At 51.4% G+C, this 16,912-nt stretch carries 16 protein-coding genes; 3 read left to right on the forward strand and 13 right to left on the reverse strand.

Annotated elements, in window-relative coordinates; translation table 11 throughout:
* Positions 1–138: 138 nt before the first annotated feature.
* From BZG74_RS08880 to azu, 10 genes are all read right to left on the reverse strand, one after another.
* On the reverse strand, positions 139–918 hold the full coding sequence (locus tag BZG74_RS08880; protein ID WP_077772262.1) for a phosphoadenylyl-sulfate reductase: 780 nt from the start codon (positions 916–918) through the stop codon (positions 139–141).
* Positions 911–2,626, reverse strand: coding sequence for an assimilatory sulfite reductase (NADPH) hemoprotein subunit (cysI, locus tag BZG74_RS08885; protein WP_077772263.1), 1,716 nt, complete (start codon positions 2,624–2,626; stop codon positions 911–913). Before cysI ends, BZG74_RS08880 begins: the two co-directional genes overlap by 8 nt.
* On the reverse strand, positions 2,626–4,434 hold the full coding sequence (locus BZG74_RS08890; protein WP_077772264.1) for an assimilatory sulfite reductase (NADPH) flavoprotein subunit: 1,809 nt from the start codon (positions 4,432–4,434) through the stop codon (positions 2,626–2,628). The genes cysI and BZG74_RS08890 overlap by 1 nt, the downstream gene beginning before the upstream one ends.
* A 140-nt stretch (positions 4,435–4,574) precedes the next feature.
* Complete coding sequence (locus BZG74_RS08895; RefSeq protein WP_069361645.1) at positions 4,575–4,802, reverse strand: thymidylate kinase; 228 nt, start codon at positions 4,800–4,802, stop codon at positions 4,575–4,577.
* Positions 4,803–4,925: 123 nt separating this feature from the next.
* On the reverse strand, positions 4,926–6,434 hold the full coding sequence (gene exaC / locus BZG74_RS08900; RefSeq protein WP_077772265.1) for an acetaldehyde dehydrogenase ExaC: 1,509 nt from the start codon (positions 6,432–6,434) through the stop codon (positions 4,926–4,928).
* A gap of 215 nt (positions 6,435–6,649) precedes the next feature.
* Positions 6,650–7,303 carry a TIGR04219 family outer membrane beta-barrel protein gene (locus tag BZG74_RS08905; RefSeq protein ID WP_077772266.1) on the reverse strand — a complete coding sequence of 218 codons (654 nt, stop codon included), beginning with the start codon at positions 7,301–7,303 and terminating at the stop codon, positions 6,650–6,652.
* 162 nt (positions 7,304–7,465) lie between these two features.
* Complete coding sequence (gene pspG / locus BZG74_RS08910; RefSeq protein WP_077772267.1) at positions 7,466–7,729, reverse strand: envelope stress response protein PspG; 264 nt, start codon at positions 7,727–7,729, stop codon at positions 7,466–7,468.
* A 158-nt stretch (positions 7,730–7,887) separates the two neighbouring features.
* Entirely contained in the window at positions 7,888–8,916 is a 1,029-nt protein-coding gene (gene dusA, locus BZG74_RS08915) for a tRNA dihydrouridine(20/20a) synthase DusA (protein WP_077772268.1), read from the reverse strand.
* Positions 8,917–9,099: 183 nt separating this feature from the next.
* Positions 9,100–10,032 carry a glycosyl transferase family 90 gene (locus BZG74_RS08920; protein WP_077772307.1) on the reverse strand — a complete coding sequence of 311 codons (933 nt, stop codon included), beginning with the start codon at positions 10,030–10,032 and terminating at the stop codon, positions 9,100–9,102.
* 98 nt (positions 10,033–10,130) lie between these two features.
* Positions 10,131–10,577, reverse strand: coding sequence for an azurin (gene azu / locus BZG74_RS08925; protein ID WP_077772269.1), 447 nt, complete (start codon positions 10,575–10,577; stop codon positions 10,131–10,133).
* 282 nt (positions 10,578–10,859) lie between these two features.
* Here azu and zur point away from each other — a divergent pair, with 282 nt between their 5' ends.
* Entirely contained in the window at positions 10,860–11,303 is a 444-nt protein-coding gene (gene zur, locus BZG74_RS08930) for a zinc uptake transcriptional repressor Zur (protein WP_046074361.1), read from the forward strand.
* A 29-nt stretch (positions 11,304–11,332) separates the two neighbouring features.
* Positions 11,333–11,797, forward strand: coding sequence for a chemotaxis protein CheX (locus BZG74_RS08935; RefSeq protein WP_046074362.1), 465 nt, complete (start codon positions 11,333–11,335; stop codon positions 11,795–11,797).
* Positions 11,798–11,886: 89 nt separating this feature from the next.
* On the opposite strand, the gene pgi is transcribed toward BZG74_RS08935, so the two are convergent.
* Positions 11,887–13,542, reverse strand: a complete 1,656-nt coding sequence (gene pgi, locus BZG74_RS08940) for a glucose-6-phosphate isomerase (RefSeq protein WP_077772270.1) — start codon at positions 13,540–13,542, stop codon at positions 11,887–11,889.
* A gap of 229 nt (positions 13,543–13,771) precedes the next feature.
* Between pgi and BZG74_RS08945 the strand changes: the two genes are divergently transcribed.
* Complete coding sequence (locus tag BZG74_RS08945; protein ID WP_077772271.1) at positions 13,772–14,206, forward strand: secondary thiamine-phosphate synthase enzyme YjbQ; 435 nt, start codon at positions 13,772–13,774, stop codon at positions 14,204–14,206.
* Between the two features lie 43 nt (positions 14,207–14,249).
* Here the strand turns inward: BZG74_RS08945 and alr are convergent, their stop codons facing one another.
* Positions 14,250–15,380, reverse strand: coding sequence for an alanine racemase (alr, locus tag BZG74_RS08950; RefSeq protein ID WP_077772272.1), 1,131 nt, complete (start codon positions 15,378–15,380; stop codon positions 14,250–14,252).
* On the reverse strand, positions 15,370–16,761 hold the full coding sequence (locus BZG74_RS08955; RefSeq protein ID WP_046074366.1) for a replicative DNA helicase: 1,392 nt from the start codon (positions 16,759–16,761) through the stop codon (positions 15,370–15,372). The genes alr and BZG74_RS08955 overlap by 11 nt, the downstream gene beginning before the upstream one ends.
* Positions 16,762–16,912 lie beyond the last annotated feature (151 nt).

Here is a 16,912-nt window from a genome sequence, read left to right on the forward strand (position 1 = left end):
CTGTTTATATCACAGAACACTTCACGGCTGACGAGTCACTCAATAAAAAAGATAGACAAGTTCCGCCCACTTGAACAAAAAAACGCCACCCCACGGTGGCGTTTGAGAGAAGCATGGTTGCAGACAAGATTCAACCAGCTAGATGCCAGCCCCATCGTTCAGATCGTCTTCATGCAATCCACATTCGCGTTTTAAACCAAAAAAGCGCGTTTGTTCATCACGCATCCCTGGCTCCAAGCGCTGGGTAGTATGCACATCGCCCACCGACACATAGCCTTGATCACGCAAGGGGTGATACGGCAAGTCGTGCTCGCGCAGATAATCGTCCACCGCTTGATTCGACCAATCAATCACCGGCAAGAACTTAAACACCCCATGCTGAATACTGAGTATCGGCAAATTAGCGCGAGAGTCTGATTGCCCGCGGCGCAATCCCGAGAACCAGGTGCCAGCGTTGAGCTCTCGCAGCGCACGCTTCATCGGCTCAACTTTGTTGATTTGATTGTATTGGGTGATCCCGTCCACGCCTTGCTCCCACAGTTGGCCATAGCGTGCCTCCTGCCAAGCGGGACTGAGTTCGGCACGATATACCCGTAAGTCTAAATCCAACCGAGTGGTTAAGGTATCAATAAACCGGTAGGTCTCCGCAAACAAGTAGCCCGTGTCGGTTAGAATCACCGGAATATCCGATTTCACTTGGCTAACCAGATGCAGCATCAGCGCGGCTTGCACCCCAAAGCTCGATGAAAGGACAAATTGCCCCTCAAGGTGCTCTAACGCCCAGGCGACACGCTCAGGTGCCGAAAGTGTCTCCAAGGTGGCATTGACCTCCGCCAATGCCAGCGCTCGCTGGCTTTTATTCATCGCGGCAATGTCAGCTAAGGCTAACGTCGCGTTGGGTTGAATGGTTTCAGGCATAAAAGTCCCTCTTAGATACATGCACGGGGGCAACCACCTCGCCACGGATCAAGAAATCACCAAAGTGCTCGCCCGGTTCGCGCTCTGTCGCCCAGCGACCAATTAGCTGATCCAACTCCTCGAGGATTTGGCGATCGGTGATATTCTCTTTATACATTTTGGGGATCCGGGTGCCTTCCCAATTTCCACCTAAGTGCAGGTTGTAACGCCCAGGCGCTTTACCTACCAAACCGACCTCAGCCAGCATCGCGCGACCACAACCGTTCGGACAACCGGTTACGCGCAGCACAATCGGATCATCTTGCACTTGATGCTTTTGCTGAATTTTCTCCACTTCCGTGACAAAGTCCGGCAAGAAGCGTTCGGCTTCTGCCATCGCCAGTGGACACGTTGGGAAGGCCACACACGCCATCGAGTTTGTACGCTGAACACTGTGTTCATCGTCAATTAACCGATAACGACGCGCTAACGCCTCAATCTCGTCTTTTTGCGCTTCTGGGATCCCAGCAATGATCAGGTTTTGGTTGGCGGTCATGCGGAAATCGCCTTGGTGTACCTTGGCAATCTCTGCCATGCCGGTTTTGAGCGGCTTTTCTGGCGTATCACGCAAACGGCCATTTTCGATAAACAGGGCAAGGTGGTATTTACCGTCAATGCCTTTGGTCCAGCCTAAGCGATCGCCGCGTCCGGTAAAGGTATAAGGCCGGCTTGGTGCAAAGGTCACACCAGCACGCTTTTCCACTTCCGCTTTGAACACATCTGCGCCAACGCGATCAAGGGTATACTTAGTCTTCGCATTCTTACGGTTGGAACGGTTTCCCCAATCACGCTGGGTGGTGACCACGGCCTCAGCAATCTGCAACGTATGCTCTAGCGGAATAAAGCCAAAGTCATCGGCACGACGCGGATAGGTGTTGGTATCACCATGGGTCATCGCCAGCCCGCCACCGACGAGGACGTTAAAGCCGACAAGCTGCCCGTTTTCCGCAATCGCGACAAAGTTAAGATCATTGGCGTGCACATCCACATCGTTTTGTGGCGGGATCACCACCGTGGTTTTGAACTTACGTGGCAGATAACGCTCACCCAAAATAGGCTCTTTATCTTGGCTGCCTTCGACTTTTTCACCGTCGAGCCAAATCTCTGCGTAAGCGCGGGTTTTGGGCAGCAAGTGCTCGCTGATGCGCTTTGCCCAATCATAGGCTTGCTGATGGAGCTCTGACTCCACCGGGTTAGACGTGCACAACACGTTGCGATTGACATCGCCGGCGGTGGCAATCGAGTCAATGCCATATTCATTCAAGGTCTGGTGCATAAGCTTGATGTTCGGCTTAAGGATACCATGAAACTGAAAGGTTTGTCGGGTAGTCAGGCGAATACTGCCATAGAGCGAGCTCTCTCGCGCAAACTTATCAATCGCTAGCCATTGCTGGGGCGTAATGATCCCGCCCGGCATCCGCGCTCGCAACATCACATTGTGCAAAGGCTCAAGTTTTTGCTTTTGCCGCTCAGCGCGAATATCGCGATCGTCTTGCTGATACATGCCGTGAAAACGGATCAGTTGGAAGTTATCATCGGTAAAACCACCCGTGATAGGATCCTGTAAGTCTTGATCAATGGTGCCACGCAAATAATCACTGTCTTTTTTAAGCCGCTCATTATCGGCCAGTGGGCCCAGTGTATCGCCCTCAAATTTCTGTTCACTCATTAGTACACATCCCTTTGATAGCGCTTATCTTTGCGCAATTCATTAATAAAGGTTTCCGCTTGCTCACGGCTTTGTTGACCCTGTGTCTGGGCAATCTCAATTAAGGCTTCATGGACATCTTTCGCCATTTGGTTGGCATCACCACACACATAGATGTAGGCGCCGTTCGATAGCCATTGCCATACCGCCTCAGCACGCGCGAGCAACCGATGCTGGACATACACTTTCTCAGCCTGATCGCGGCTAAAGGCCACATCCATCCGCGTCAGCAAGCCAGATTTAAGGTATTGCTGCCATTCAACCTGATAGAGGAAATCGTCGGTGAAGGTGCGATCGCCAAAGAATAACCAGTTATCGCCTTTCGCCTCGCGCTGCTCTCGCTCTTGCAAGAAGGCGCGAAACGGCGCGATGCCGGTACCGGGGCCAATCATAATGATGGGGGTGTCATCGCTGGTTGGCAGTTTGAAGTTATCGTTGTGCTCAACAAACACTTTTACCGTCTCGGCCGCTTCAGCGCGGTGGGCAAGAAAGCTCGAGGCGCCACCTTGGCGTGACTCTCCACTCTCATGCTGATACTCCACCAGCCCTACGGTAAGGTGCACTTCGTCCTCCACTTCCGCTTGGCTAGAGGCGATCGAGTACAAACGCGGAGTCAGTCGGCGCAATATTGATTGAAATTGCTCGACATTTAGGCTGACGTCCGCCAGTGCCAAGACATCGATCAACTGGGTGCGATTAGCAAACTCGCGCAAGGCGGCTTTGTCTTCGGTCAATGCGGTGAGTGTGTCGCTCTCAGATAACGCAGCCAACGCTGTGATCTGCTGCGGGTTAGAAGCGGTGATCTCATAGTGGGCAATTAACGCGTCTCGCAGCGAGAGGCTATCACCGTCGATATCGACGCTTTCATCGCCACGCAGGCCCACCTTGGCGACGATGCTGTCCGCCAATTCGGGATCATTTTGGTACCACACCCCCAACGCATCGCCTGGCTGATATTCCATGCCGGATTCATCGAGATCGAGTTCAATATGGTAAACCGCTTTATCAGATCCACGCCCGGTAATGCGCTGGCAAGTAAGTAGCTCAGCCGTATAAGGCGACTGTTTAGTGTATTTTACCTGCGCGGTGGTTTGATGAAGAGGCACCACCTGCGCATCACCACTGGCCTTAAATTGTTGCTTCACCTCGGCTAAGGTTTGCTCTCGCCAAGCGCTGGCCGTGGCTTCATAATCCACATCGCAATCAAGACGAGCGACCATCGGCTTGGCGCCAAGCTTTTGCAAAAAGCCATCAAAGTCTTTACCTGTCTGGCAAAAATACTCATAGCTCGAATCCCCCAAGCTCAACACCGCATAATGCAGGTGATCAAGTTTGGGCGCTTTCTTGGATTGCAAAAATTCATGCAGCTCAATGGCGTTGTCCGGCGGCTCGCCTTCTCCATTGGTCGAGGCGACGATTACAAGATGGGTTTCTTTGCCCAGCTGCTTGCCTTTGTAGTTATCTGCCGCCACCAATTTAGCTGGGATCCCAGCCGCTTCCGCTTCCTGATGCAGCGCCTCCGCTACGCCTTTAGCGTTGCCGGTTTGTGACGCATACAAAATGGTCAGAGTCTGGTTAGGGGCAGAACTGGCTTGTGGCATAGCATTGGGTGCCGCCGCTTCACCAGCAGGTGTTTGGCTTAACCCCCAAAAATAACCACTAATCCAGGCCAGTTGCTGCGGTGACAACTCCGCCACGGCTTGTTGCAACTGGCCTATTTGCTGATCATTAAGCGGGCTGGTTAACCCGGAGAGATCCTTGAGTAACATGGTGACGACATTCCTTGCTAACATTGCGTGAATGCTAGCGTACCCTCACCAATTAATAACAATAAAGAATAGATACGAATGTTTTATAACGTTTTGTAAGGTAGGTACGTAATCGCGTGTCATTGAGCGGGAAAATAATGTTAGTCAGCAATACGTACTTGCTGAAAACCAATCTCAAGCGCGTTCAAGGTCGCTTGGTCAATATCGGTAAAGCATTGTTCAATCCCTTCAGCATTGGTAAGCGCCATTAAACCGCCACTGGTGTGGCGACACTCAACCACCCACCCTTCGCTATCTAACGAAGGCTCAACGACCGCTTCAATCAAAAGCTGTTGACGGTATAAAGCACGGAGCTGTTCGGCTGTCATGATGCTTTGCCCACTCAATTGGATCACTTATTGAGTTTAGTCTCAGATAAGCAAAGCTGCCATGCGGGAAGCTTGATGCGCAGAGGCGATGTTATCACCGCCCCTGCTTTGAGGGGTTCTCTATTAAAAGAAGCCCAATGGATCAATGTCGTAGCTAACGAGTAAGTTCTTCGTTTGTTGGTAGTGACCCAGCATCATTTTGTGTGTCTCTCGCCCAATCCCTGATTTTTTGTAGCCGCCAAAGGCGGCGTGTGCAGGATACAAGTGATAGCAGTTAGTCCAGACACGACCGGCTTCAATCGCACGTCCAACACGATAAGCGCGGTTCATATCGCGGGTCCAAAGCCCTGCGCCCAACCCGTACTCGGTGTGGTTGGCAATCGCCAACGCTTCCGCCTCATCTTTAAAGGTGGTCACCCCAATCACCGGCCCAAAGATCTCTTCTTGGAAAACCCGCATATTGTTATGGCCTTCCAATAAGGTCGGCTGCACATAATAGCCGCCGCCCAAATCCTGGTGGCTACCGCCAATTAAGACCTTCGCCCCTTCTTCTTGTCCGACCTTCAAATAGCTCATGATCTTATCAAACTGCTCATCGGACGCTTGCGCGCCCACTTGGGTCTCGGTGTCGAGCGGGTTGCCTTGTTTTATCGTCTCTGCACGCTCAATCACCCGTGCAATAAAATCGTCGTAGATGCTTTCCTGGATCAGCGCGCGCGACGGACAGGTACACACTTCGCCTTGGTTGAAAAAGCCAAGCAACAGACCTTCAACCGCTTTATTGATATACGCCTCTTCTTGCTGCATTACATCTTCAAAATAGATATTAGGCGATTTGCCGCCCAGCTCAACGGTTGAAGGAATGAGGTTTTCCGCCGCGCAACGTAGAATGTGCTGACCCACTGGCGTGGAGCCTGTAAACGCCAGTTTGGCAATCCGAGGCGATGTGGCGAGTGCTTGTCCCGCCTCTGCGCCATACCCATTGACGACGTTCACCACACCCGCAGGCAGCAGATCGCCAATCAACTCCATCAATAGCAAGATAGTCGTCGGGGTTTGCTCGGCCGGCTTGAGTACCACGCAGTTGCCCGCTGCCAATGCTGGCGCGAGTTTCCACGACGCCATCAGCAAAGGAAAATTCCACGGAATGATCTGCCCCACAACACCTAGCGGCTCGTAAATATGATAAGCCACTGTGCCTGCATCCAGCTCCGCCGCCGTGCCTTCTTGGGCGCGAATACAACCAGCAAAATAACGAAAGTGATCGGCGCAGAGCGGAATATCCGCCGCCAAGGTTTCACGCACCGCTTTACCGTTTTCCCAGGTTTCCGCTACCGCAAGCATTTCCAGATTTGCTTCAATCCGATCAGCTATTTTTAATAGGATATTGGCCCGATCAGTGACAGCGGTTTTGCCCCATGCGTCTTTAGCACCATGCGCGGCATCTAATGCCAAATCCACATCGTCGCTACTTGAGCGCGGCACTTCAGCAAGGGTTTCACCGGTACACGGTGAGGTATTGGCAAAATACTGCCCTTTCACCGGCGGCACCCATTCACCCCCAATAAAGTTTTGATAACGCGACTTAAAACTTACCACTGACCCATCTGTTCCTGGTTTTGCGTAGATCATACTCTTTCCTTATTCCGTGTTTGAGTAGATGGCGGAGCACGTACTGCTCTCTCCTTGCCGTTATTGCTCAAAAAGCGTRGCAGAGATTTTATTGGCTGGGTATTAGGCGAAAGTCGCAGTGAGACATGGGAAACAGAAGCGGACACGCGGATGATTAGGTATAAAAAAACCGCGCCTATGCGCGGTTTTTACTTGTCGTCTTGACGTTCAAGCGATTAAAAGTCGAGCTCTGCACCGACAAAGAAGCCAGTCACATCAAGCTCTCCGTCATTATTGTCAAAGTAGTCGAAGTCATGGTCGATCATCCGATACCCGCCTCGCACGTTCAAATCAGCGGCCACTAAACCTAACTGATATTGCAAGCCCGCTTCGGCATCCAAGGTGCTGGTACCATCAAACTCGCCTTTGCTCACGGTGGCAAATACAAATAAAGGCGTGCCGACTAGACCTACACGTGCATCGGCATACAGGTTTGGCTGCCATTCGTCGAAGCTCTCCCCGTTGAATTTACCAGATTGGAAACGCTGTAAATTAACGCCGGCATCTACCGACACGAGATCGTTATCGAGAAACTCGTAATAGGCAACAAAATCGATTTGGTCAAAATCGACTTTTCCCGTATCTGTTCCATCAACACTCACCGAGGTTTGACGGATCTTGGCATTGGGAATCAGCGGAAGTGGGTGCTCAATCGCCGCGTAATAAGAGCCCGCAGTGCTCGCATCATCGGCTTCTACATTATTGACATCAGCATCCATAAACCAGGCATCGGCGCCGACTTTTCCCCCGGCAAGGGTTGCTGCTTGAGACGGCATGGCCAGTAGCGCGGTAAACGCTGCGGCGGCAAGCGTCATTGAAGTGGTTTTCATGAGACTCTCCACATTGTCGATTAAAAAGTGTCGTCACGCGGAGGCGGCAAAGCCATGCCTTGTCGCCGGTTGCTTAGAATAATAGCAAGCTTTATGCCGAGGTGAAGAGAAAAACCCGCAACGGCGTGTGTTTGCTGTGTCAACGCGCAAAGTTTGCCCGCCTTAGCGGCGACGGAATCGTGCCCAGCGCTTTTCATTGATAATCACTTCAGGCTCACGTTTACGGCTGCGACGTTGGCGTTTAACCAGCCACACGATCAATGCGATCACCAAAAGCCATGGCAATAGCTTAAGCAGCGTACCTATCATCCCGGCCAGCATCATCACGGCAAAGCCTGCCAGCATGGCCAACACCATGCCCATGATGCTCACGCCTGTCATGAATAACACAACAGCAAAGCCAATCAGAAAGAGTATTTCGATCATTACGATCTCCTTGTCTTGGTAGCGAGACAGACTTTGCAGGTTTCAGGCCAATTTGTCACTCGATAATTTCTCATTAATTCAATAGATTACAACGCCGCCTTCATGGATAAATGAAGATACGGTTAGATTGACACCAACAAGTGGTGATTTTCACCGGATCAGGCGTCGAGCCATTGCTCAGGGATATGGCTCATTGCGGTGGTCAGTACCTCAACCCCCGCACCCGGCTTGTGCGCATTCTCGCTGATATAACGGCGCCATTGCCGCGCGCCTGGCATATTTTGGAACAGACCTAACATATGGCGGCTAATATGGTTGAGTTGCGCCCCTTGAGTAAGCTGCTGTTCGATGTATGGAAACATCGCCTCGACTGCTTGGCGACGTGTAATGCGAGGGGTTGTCTTGCCAAATAAACGCTGATCGACCTCGGCCAACATAAACGGGCTTTGATAGGCTTGGCGGCCAACCATCACACCATCAAGATGCGCAAGGTGCTGCTCCGCCTCCTCAAGGCTTTTCACGCCGCCATTGATGGCAAGCGTCAGGTGCGGAAAATCTTTTTTCAGCTGGTACACACGCGGGTAATCCAGCGGTGGGATCTCCCGATTTTCTTTAGGGCTCAGACCTTTCAACCACGCCTTACGTGCATGCACGATAAACATATCGCAGCCACTCTTTTCACTGACGATACCCACAAAGTCAGTCAAAAATTCATAGCTGTCTTGTTCATCAATACCAATGCGAGTTTTCACCGTAATAGGCACATCAGTCACTTCACGCATCGCGGCCACGCACTGCGCCACCAGCTCAGGTTCAGCCATTAAGCACGCCCCAAATCGCCCGTTTTGCACCCGATCCGATGGGCAACCAACGTTGAGGTTAATTTCATCATAACCACGCTCGGCCGCCAGCTTGGCGCACGTTGCCAAATCCGCCGGATCCGATCCCCCCAGCTGCAACGCCACCGGATGCTCCTGCTCGTTGTAAGCAAGATAGTCCGCTTTACCATGAATGATCGCGCCCGTGGTCACCATCTCGGTAAACAACAAAGTGTGTTCTGATAGTAAGCGATGAAAATAACGGCAGTGACGATCCGTCCAATCGAGCATGGGCGCAACAGAGAAACGCTGCATCACCGTTTTTGGCGTCACATCAGGGCTGGCGGCAGTTTTGCTGGAGGTAGTCATGGTCTCGAATCTCTGCAAATTACGTTAAACGACAGTCGTTTTCGACAGGCGGACGCGGATTATACACATTGCATCGGTAAGATTTAAGCAGAACCATCCCGCCTGACCACCAGGCAGATGAAAAGCATAAGCTAATAGTATGGCACCGCTGTGATGGCTTAAACGAAATGTGCCCCTGTGAACCTATAGCTGCTGCGAGAGCCGAAAGTATTTCTCTGCCACCAAGTAGCTGATCACCGCCTCTTTTTGTCGGTCGCGGAATTGATTCACCCATTGATGAGCATTGTTGATGATCGCTTGTGCTTCATGCGGATGAGTGAGGTAATAGTCGATGACTGCCTCTAGGTTGGAGAAATCAGCGTTGACCTCGGCATAGTGAACCCCGGGGATTAATTGGCCCTCCATAAACCAGGTTTCATATTCCATTGGGGGTGACAAGCAAAGCGAGTTGGAGGACATGATCCATTTTAAATTGGTGGCAACGTCTTTCCCTTCCACACTGAGAACAAACTTATGCTGAAGCTGCGCTTGCGGTGTAAGCGGGGCTTTTCGGTAAGCTTGGTCATTATCACTCGCTGCGCGTGTATCCCCAACATCAATGGTTGGATGCGTGTAAAAGCGCTGAAGAAGCTGGCGGCGCTTGTCATTGAAGCAGCGCCCACGCCATACCGCGCTATCACGTTTTTCCCCAAACGGCACAGGATCATTAATAAATTGGAAGTGACGCACCGCGTTGAGCTTGAGCAGGACAGCGTTTTGATTGTCGCCATGAATCGGTCGGCTTTTCACGAATGCGGGACAAACTGGTACATCGATAACATCCCCACCGATGTAGTGCATCAATAGCCCATCTGGAAAACGCCGCATGACTTGCAACATGTCGAGATAATAGGCTGAGCCACAGTCGCGTTTCAGATTACCTGTTAGGTGCTTGGTGAGCGAGGGCACAAAAGAAAACGGGTGAGCTAGACGGTTATAATATGCGACCCGATCATCAATGTAATCTTTGTGTTGATGATAAAGCCTATAAGTGTCTTTATTTAGTAGTTTACAATATAAAGACTTAGGGATTGCGTTGATCGCAATATTATAACTGTAGTATTGAAATTTCTTCACACTTGGTAATTTATCGAAAATGCCAGAACAAGAGTGCCAAATCAAAGAGGCCTTGGCAAGCGAGAGAGTCGGACGAGGTACTCTCTCGCAAACAAGACTTATTCGATGGTGAATTTGCCTTTCATCACAGTCCAGTGGCCTGGGAAAGAGCAGAAATAAGTTAAGTCTTTGCCTTGCAATCCTTCAGTTGAGAAGGTGGTGGTGGTGCTTTCGCCGCCGCCAATTAGTTTAGTGTGTGCCAAAATGCGATCGTCGCCTTGTGGCAGATAGTCGTTATCTGCCCCTGCACCGGCACCTTTCATGGCGATATCTTGCAAGTTAGACGTTTCCGACAGCACCCAGTTGTGGCCCATAGAGGTCACAGGCATTGAGCCTTGATGCTCCAGCGTTAGCGTGACTTCGCTACAGCTTGCTGGTACGGACAACGATGACTGGTCGTAGGCCATTTTATCGCCGGTGGTGACAGTTAACTCACACTCATTGGCAGCCGCTTGCGTTGAAACAGACGCGAACGCCAGGGCGGCGAGGGCTAACAGTTTTTTCATCGGTACATACTCCTATTATGGATGTAAAGGTATGTTTTTAATGCCTGTGGCACGCTGTCATCATACTGACATGACAGCGCAAAACAGTTAGCCGATTCAAAAATCGACTGATTGTTTTTTATTTTTACTTCTATCATTACTGTAGGGTAACTGATCGCGATCAAGTGATATTGGACTACCTATTTACACATGTGGCAAAGCGCATAGGATGACGATAAGTGGGGTGCGATGTTATACAGCTATGATAAGATAACTGACTGACTGTTAGCACTTTGAGGCGCTATGACCAACACCACTGGGTTACTGCACCGCGCACAGCAGCTTTGCGAGCAACGCGGCGTGCGATTAACGCCGCAGCGGACGCGCGTTTACGAGATTATCGCCAACTATTCACGTGCGATCACCGCCTATGAGCTGCTAGACGAGCTGCGTGAAACAGAGCCACAAGCCAAACCGCCAACGGTTTATCGTGCGCTAGACTTTCTGTTAGCGCAGGGGTTTGTGCATAAGGTAGAGTCAACCAATAGCTATATCGCTTGTTGTCATCTTGGCCACCAGGGGCACTGCTCCCAACTGCTCATCTGTGATCAATGCGGCACCGTTGAAGAGTGTCACACTGAGGAGCTTTCTGAGGCGTTGCGTGAAAAGGCGCAAACAATGGGGTTTGAGGTTCAACATCACGTGATTGAAACCCATGGTACCTGCGCACAATGCCTAGCCCACTAATACTGAATTGATTAGGACGGACATTCTTTATGGAAGCACAATTCGTCAACCCATTTCTTACTTCACTGATCAATGTGCTACAGACGATGGCACAGCTGGAAATCCAGCCAGAGAAGCCTCACTTGAAAAAGTCAGAGATCGCCAAAGGGGACGTTTCTGGGTTAATTGGTATGGTCGGCCCACAGACTAAGGGCTCCTTTTCCGTTACCTTTGATGAAGATATGGCGCTTGAAATCATGCAGCGTATGCTCGGAGAGCGGTCCGAGTCGATTGATGAAGAAGTGACGGATATGGTCGGTGAGATCACCAATATGGTGACAGGTGGCGCGAAGCGTATTTTGTCAGAAAAGGGCTTCGAATTTGAGATGGCGACCCCTGTGGTCGTATCCGGCAAAGGCCATACCATCAACCACAAAAGTGATGGTCCAGTGATCATCATGCCATTTAAATCCCCGCACGGCACTGCCTTTATTGAGATCTGTTTCGATCACTAAGCGGACGAACGTCGCTGACAGCCACAAAATATAAAAACGCCGCGATGGTTATCGCGGCGTTTGACGTTCTCAATCGCGGTTAGCTCAGCTTAGGCTTGGCGCCACTGCTTAAACGCGTTGATCAATCCATTGGTCGAGCTATCGTGGCTCTCAACCTGTTGTGCATCTCCGAGCTCTGGCAGGATGTTACTCGCCAGCTGTTTACCCAGCTCAACACCCCACTGATCAAAGCTGAAGATATTCCAAATTACCCCCTGGGTGAAGATCTTGTGCTCGTACATGGCAATCAGCGCGCCGAGTGTATAAGGGGTAATTTTCTCCACCAAAATCGAGTTGGTTGGTCGGTTGCCTTCAAACACTTTAAATGGCGCAATCGCAGCCACGTCTTCGGCTGATTTGCCCGCTTGCGTCAACTCAGCTTCGACTTGCTCACGGCTCTTACCAAAGGCCAGCGCTTCCGTCTGGGCGAAGAAGTTCGCCATCAATTTGGCGTGATGATCGCCAATGGCGTTGTGGCTATGTACCGGTGCGATAAAGTCACATGGGATCAGCTTGGTGCCCTGGTGAATCAGTTGATAGAAAGCATGCTGACCATTGGTGCCTGGTTCACCCCAGATGATTGGGCCGGTTTGGTAGTCAACAGGATTACCGTTGCGGTCGACATACTTACCGTTTGATTCCATATTGCCTTGTTGGAAGTAGGCAGCAAAACGGTGCATGTATTGGTCATACGGTAAAATCGCTTCTGATTCCGCCCCGTGGAAGTTGTTGTACCAAAGGCCAATCAACGCCAATAACACCGGCATGTTTTGTGCCATGGGTGCGGTTTTGAAGTGGTTATCCATTTGGTGCGCGCCATCAAGCAAGGCAACAAAATTGTCGTAACCCACGCCCAAGCAGATAGAAAGACCAATCGCCGACCACAGTGAGTAGCGGCCGCCAACCCAATCCCAAAACTCAAACATGTTGGCAGTATCAATACCAAAGTTCGCCACCGCATCAGCATTGGTTGAAAGCGCGGCAAAATGCTTCGCCACCTGGCTCTCATCGCCCGCAGCGTTCATAAACCAGTCACGCGCTGTGTGTGCGTTGGTCATGGTTTCTTGGGTGGTAAAGGTTTTTGACGCCACCAAGAACAAGGTGGTTTCCGGGTTAAGGGCTTTTAACGTCTCGGCCATATGAGTGCCATCGACGTTAGAGACAAAGTGCAGATTGAGGTGGTTCTTATACGGTGCCAACGCTTCAGTGACCATATAAGGACCCAAATCTGACCCCCCGATACCGATGTTAACTACATCCGTAATCGCTTTGCCGGTATAGCCTTTCCATTCGCCACTGATCACGCGCTCGGAAAAAGACTGCATTTGTGCCAATACCGCGTTGACCTTAGGCATTACATCTTCGCCGTCAACCATCACAGGTGTGTTGCTGCGGTTACGTAGTGCTGTGTGGAGTACCGCACGATCTTCTGTGCGGTTGATTTTCTCACCGCTAAACATTGACTCAATCGCTTCAGCCACTCCGGTTTCGTCGGCGAGTGCCAATAACTTGGTCAGCGTTTCTTCACTGATCAGGTTTTTGGAATAATCCAACAAAATGCTGTCTTCGAATTGCGTTGAGAAGTGGGCAAATCGCTCTGGGTTATCAGCAAACAGATCAGCCAGTGTGTAGTCCTGCGCTTCTTCAAAGTGGGCGGTCAGTGATTGCCACGCCACGGTCTGAGTGGGATTCGTTGTCTTTAGCATCATGTCATCCAAATCGCGTTGTGAGTGCTGCTGTGGGTATCACAGCAGGCAAGGATCCTGTATAACGTCAGCACCACCACGCTGTACGCAGCGGTCATTGGTGTAATATTACATAATCATGGCTCGATTCTCACATCTAATCGCTGTGAGTAGGTTGCGATCAATCATAGAATAGTTGGATCGCCTTTGAGCCAACTGCATACGATAAAGATCACAACAAGGATTGCTTATGTGGTATCAAACTGAGATTCGTCTGCGTGCCCGGCCGCGCGGCTTTCACCTGATCACCGACGAAGTCGTTAATGCGCTGCCTATGCTGAACGATGTGGAAATGGGTGTGGTACAGGTGTTTATCAAGCACACCTCGGCGAGCTTAACCCTCAATGAAAACGCCGACCCGACCGTGCGCCAAGATATGGAGGCGCACTTTAATCACGCAGTGCCAGAGCGCGCGCCCTATTATCGTCACACCTACGAAGGGAACGATGACATGCCAGCGCACATCAAAGCGTCATTGTTAGGCGCAAGCGTCACGGTGCCAATCAGCCAAGGTCGGTTGAATCTCGGTACGTGGCAAGGGATTTATCTGGGCGAGCATCGCGATGCAGGCGGCACGCGCACCTTGGTGGTGACTTTGCAAGGCGCGCCAAAAGCCAACGTCTGATGTCATCGACATACAGGCTTGAAAATTAACGGATGACGCGAGGTTATCCCGCCGCCCGTTGGTCCGAGCTGGCGGTCAGGTATTGGCGCGGCACACGCCCGGTCACTTGGCATACGAGCTCATAGCCGATGGTGTCGACGAGACGTGCGATACGTTCAACCGGTAGCTCTGGCCCCCACAATACCGCTTCGTCACCCACTTTATCGGTTGCATCTGGACCCAGATCAACGGTGATCATATCCATCGATACCCGCCCAGCTAGCGGCACTTCGCGGCCATTCAACCACACTGGCGTGCCATCAGGAGCCAGCCGTGGATAGCCATCACCATACCCGATGGCAATCACACCAATCAGGGTGTCGCGCTCAGTTCGCCACCGGGCGCCATACCCCACCGGCTCACCGGCTTTTAGCTTGCGAACGGCCATAACACGTGACGTTAAGCGCATCGCCGGTTTTAGGCCCAGCTGTTCACCGGTGAGTTCAATACGCGATGAAATGCCATACAAACAAATACCCGGACGCACCCAATCAAAATGGCTTTGTGGCCAAAACAAGGTCCCCGATGATGCCGCCAATGACCGCTCTCCAGTCAGCCCTTCCGTCACCTGTGTGAAGGTATCTATTTGCGCTTGCGTAATGGGGTTATCCATTTCATCGGCACAACCGAAATGACTAAGAAAACCAATTTGCGGTGCCACATTGTCACAGGCTGTCAGAGCAGAGAGCGCGTCTGGTACTTGCTCAGGCTGAAAACCCAAGCGATGCATCCCTGAGTCGACCTTTAGCCACACCGGTAAAGGCTCACTCAGCGCCGCCTGAGTCAACATGGTAACTTGTTCGTCACAGTGCACAGTAGCGGTCAGCTGGTGCTCAACCAATAGCGGGAGCTCGTCAGCTTCATAGAAGCCTTCCAACAAGACAATAGGCAAGCTGATACCAGCCTGACGTAACGTCAATGCTTCTTCAATCCGCGCCACCCCAAAAGCATCACTATAGGGCGCAAGCGTGGTGGCAACCGAGATTAAGCCGTGACCATAACCATCAGACTTCACCACTGTCATTACTTTGCTGTGGGGAGCTTGGCGGCGCATCACCTGAATGTTGTGTACCATCGCCTCCGGATCGATAACGGCTTTGGCGGCATTGGTCATGATAAAAGGATTACTCGTCATCAAACGCCGGTCCTGCATAATTATCAAATCGCGAATACTGGCCTTGGAACGTTAGTCGCACCGAGCCAATCGGGCCGTTACGCTGCTTGCCAATCAAGATTTCTGCGATCCCTTTCATCGCACTTTCCGGGTTATAGACTTCGTCGCGGTAAATAAACATGATCAAATCAGCGTCCTGCTCAATGGCGCCCGATTCACGCAAGTCTGAGTTCACCGGGCGTTTGTCTGCGCGCTGCTCCAACGAACGGTTGAGCTGTGAAAGCGCCACCACAGGCACGTTAAGCTCTTTGGCAAGCGCTTTGAGCGAGCGGGAAATCTCGGCAATTTCAAGGGTTCGATTTTCTTGTAAACCCGGCACGCGCATCAGCTGCAGGTAATCGACCATGATCATGCTCACGCCTCCATGCTCACGGGCAACGCGACGCGCGCGTGAACGCACATCAGTGGGCGTCAAGCCGGAGCTGTCATCGATGTACATGTTCTTTTTCTGCATTAAGATCCCCATCGATGAGGAAATACGCGCCCAGTCTTCATCATCAAGCTGGCCGGTTCGGATCTTGGTTTGGTCGACCCGTGAGAGCGAGGCCAACATACGCATCATCAGCTGTTCCGCTGGCATCTCGAGCGAGAAAATGAGTACCGGCTTTTCTTGATCCATCGCTGCGTTTTCACACAGGTTCATCGCAAAGGTGGTTTTACCCATCGAGGGGCGCGCGGCAACGATCACTAAGTCTGACGGTTGCAAACCTGCCGTTTTTTTATTGAGGTCGGTAAAACCGGTCGAAACCCCAGTGACCCCATCTTGTGGGGTTTTAAAGAGCTCTTCGATACGCTCAAGGGTCTTGCTGAGCACAGAATCAATATGCTGCGGCCCTTCTGTCTCGCTGGTGCGCGACTCAGCAATGGCAAACACCTTGCTCTCTGCCATATCCAGCAGATCTTCTGATGTGCGACCTTGAGTATCATAGCCGGCGTCCGCAATTTCATTGGCCACTCCAATCAAATTACGGACCATGGCACGTTCACGGACAATATCCGCATAGGCGACGATATTCGCGGCACTTGGCGTGTTTTTCGCCAATTCTGCGAGGTAGGCAAATCCACCCACATCATCCAAATGTCCGCCTTTCTCCAAATGCTCAGACAGGGTGATTAAATCCAGTGGCTTGCCTTCATCAAGCAAAGACTTGGTCGACTCATAAATCAATCGATGCGGGCGGCTGTAAAAATCATGGCCAACCACTTTTTCCGCAACCGCATCCCAGCGCTCATTATCCAACATCAAGCCACCCAGCACAGACTGCTCGGCTTCGATGGAATGTGGGGGCACTTTAAGGTTAGCGACTTGCTGATCTTTTGCGGGTTTACGATTGTCTGCCATAAAAACTCACCTATTGCTACTGGAGGTCATTATACCCGCTGTCCTCGCAGGACGCTGCCCCACGCAGCATTTTTTTCCCAACGCTGAAGAAGTCGCCGCGATTTTAACGGAAATTTGACGGCTTAGGCAGCCCACCCACCTAGGATAAGGC

This window comes from Salinivibrio sharmensis, from assembly GCF_001995985.1.
Taxonomy (GTDB): Bacteria; Pseudomonadota; Gammaproteobacteria; order Enterobacterales; family Vibrionaceae; genus Salinivibrio; species Salinivibrio sharmensis.

What these genes read in the sequence shown, in the direction of transcription:
- pspG (WP_077772267.1), bottom strand. Translation starts at nt 7,729, where the DNA reads ATGATCGAAATACTCTTTCTGATTGGCTTTGCTGTTGTGTTATTCATG.
- BZG74_RS08945 (WP_077772271.1), top strand. Translation starts at nt 13,772, where the DNA reads ATGTGGTATCAAACTGAGATTCGTCTGCGTGCCCGGCCGCGCGGCTTT.
- pgi (WP_077772270.1), bottom strand. Translation starts at nt 13,542, where the DNA reads ATGCTAAAGACAACGAATCCCACTCAGACCGTGGCGTGGCAATCACTG.
- exaC (WP_077772265.1), bottom strand. Translation starts at nt 6,434, where the DNA reads ATGATCTACGCAAAACCAGGAACAGATGGGTCAGTGGTAAGTTTTAAG.
- BZG74_RS08955 (WP_046074366.1), bottom strand. Translation starts at nt 16,761, where the DNA reads ATGGCAGACAATCGTAAACCCGCAAAAGATCAGCAAGTCGCTAACCTT.
- BZG74_RS08895 (WP_069361645.1), bottom strand. Translation starts at nt 4,802, where the DNA reads ATGACAGCCGAACAGCTCCGTGCTTTATACCGTCAACAGCTTTTGATT.
- azu (WP_077772269.1), bottom strand. Translation starts at nt 10,577, where the DNA reads ATGAAAAAACTGTTAGCCCTCGCCGCCCTGGCGTTCGCGTCTGTTTCA.
- BZG74_RS08935 (WP_046074362.1), top strand. Translation starts at nt 11,333, where the DNA reads ATGGAAGCACAATTCGTCAACCCATTTCTTACTTCACTGATCAATGTG.
- BZG74_RS08905 (WP_077772266.1), bottom strand. Translation starts at nt 7,303, where the DNA reads ATGAAAACCACTTCAATGACGCTTGCCGCCGCAGCGTTTACCGCGCTA.
- dusA (WP_077772268.1), bottom strand. Translation starts at nt 8,916, where the DNA reads ATGACTACCTCCAGCAAAACTGCCGCCAGCCCTGATGTGACGCCAAAA.
- cysI (WP_077772263.1), bottom strand. Translation starts at nt 2,626, where the DNA reads ATGAGTGAACAGAAATTTGAGGGCGATACACTGGGCCCACTGGCCGAT.
- alr (WP_077772272.1), bottom strand. Translation starts at nt 15,380, where the DNA reads ATGACGAGTAATCCTTTTATCATGACCAATGCCGCCAAAGCCGTTATC.
- zur (WP_046074361.1), top strand. Translation starts at nt 10,860, where the DNA reads ATGACCAACACCACTGGGTTACTGCACCGCGCACAGCAGCTTTGCGAG.
- BZG74_RS08890 (WP_077772264.1), bottom strand. Translation starts at nt 4,434, where the DNA reads ATGTTACTCAAGGATCTCTCCGGGTTAACCAGCCCGCTTAATGATCAG.
- BZG74_RS08880 (WP_077772262.1), bottom strand. Translation starts at nt 918, where the DNA reads ATGCCTGAAACCATTCAACCCAACGCGACGTTAGCCTTAGCTGACATT.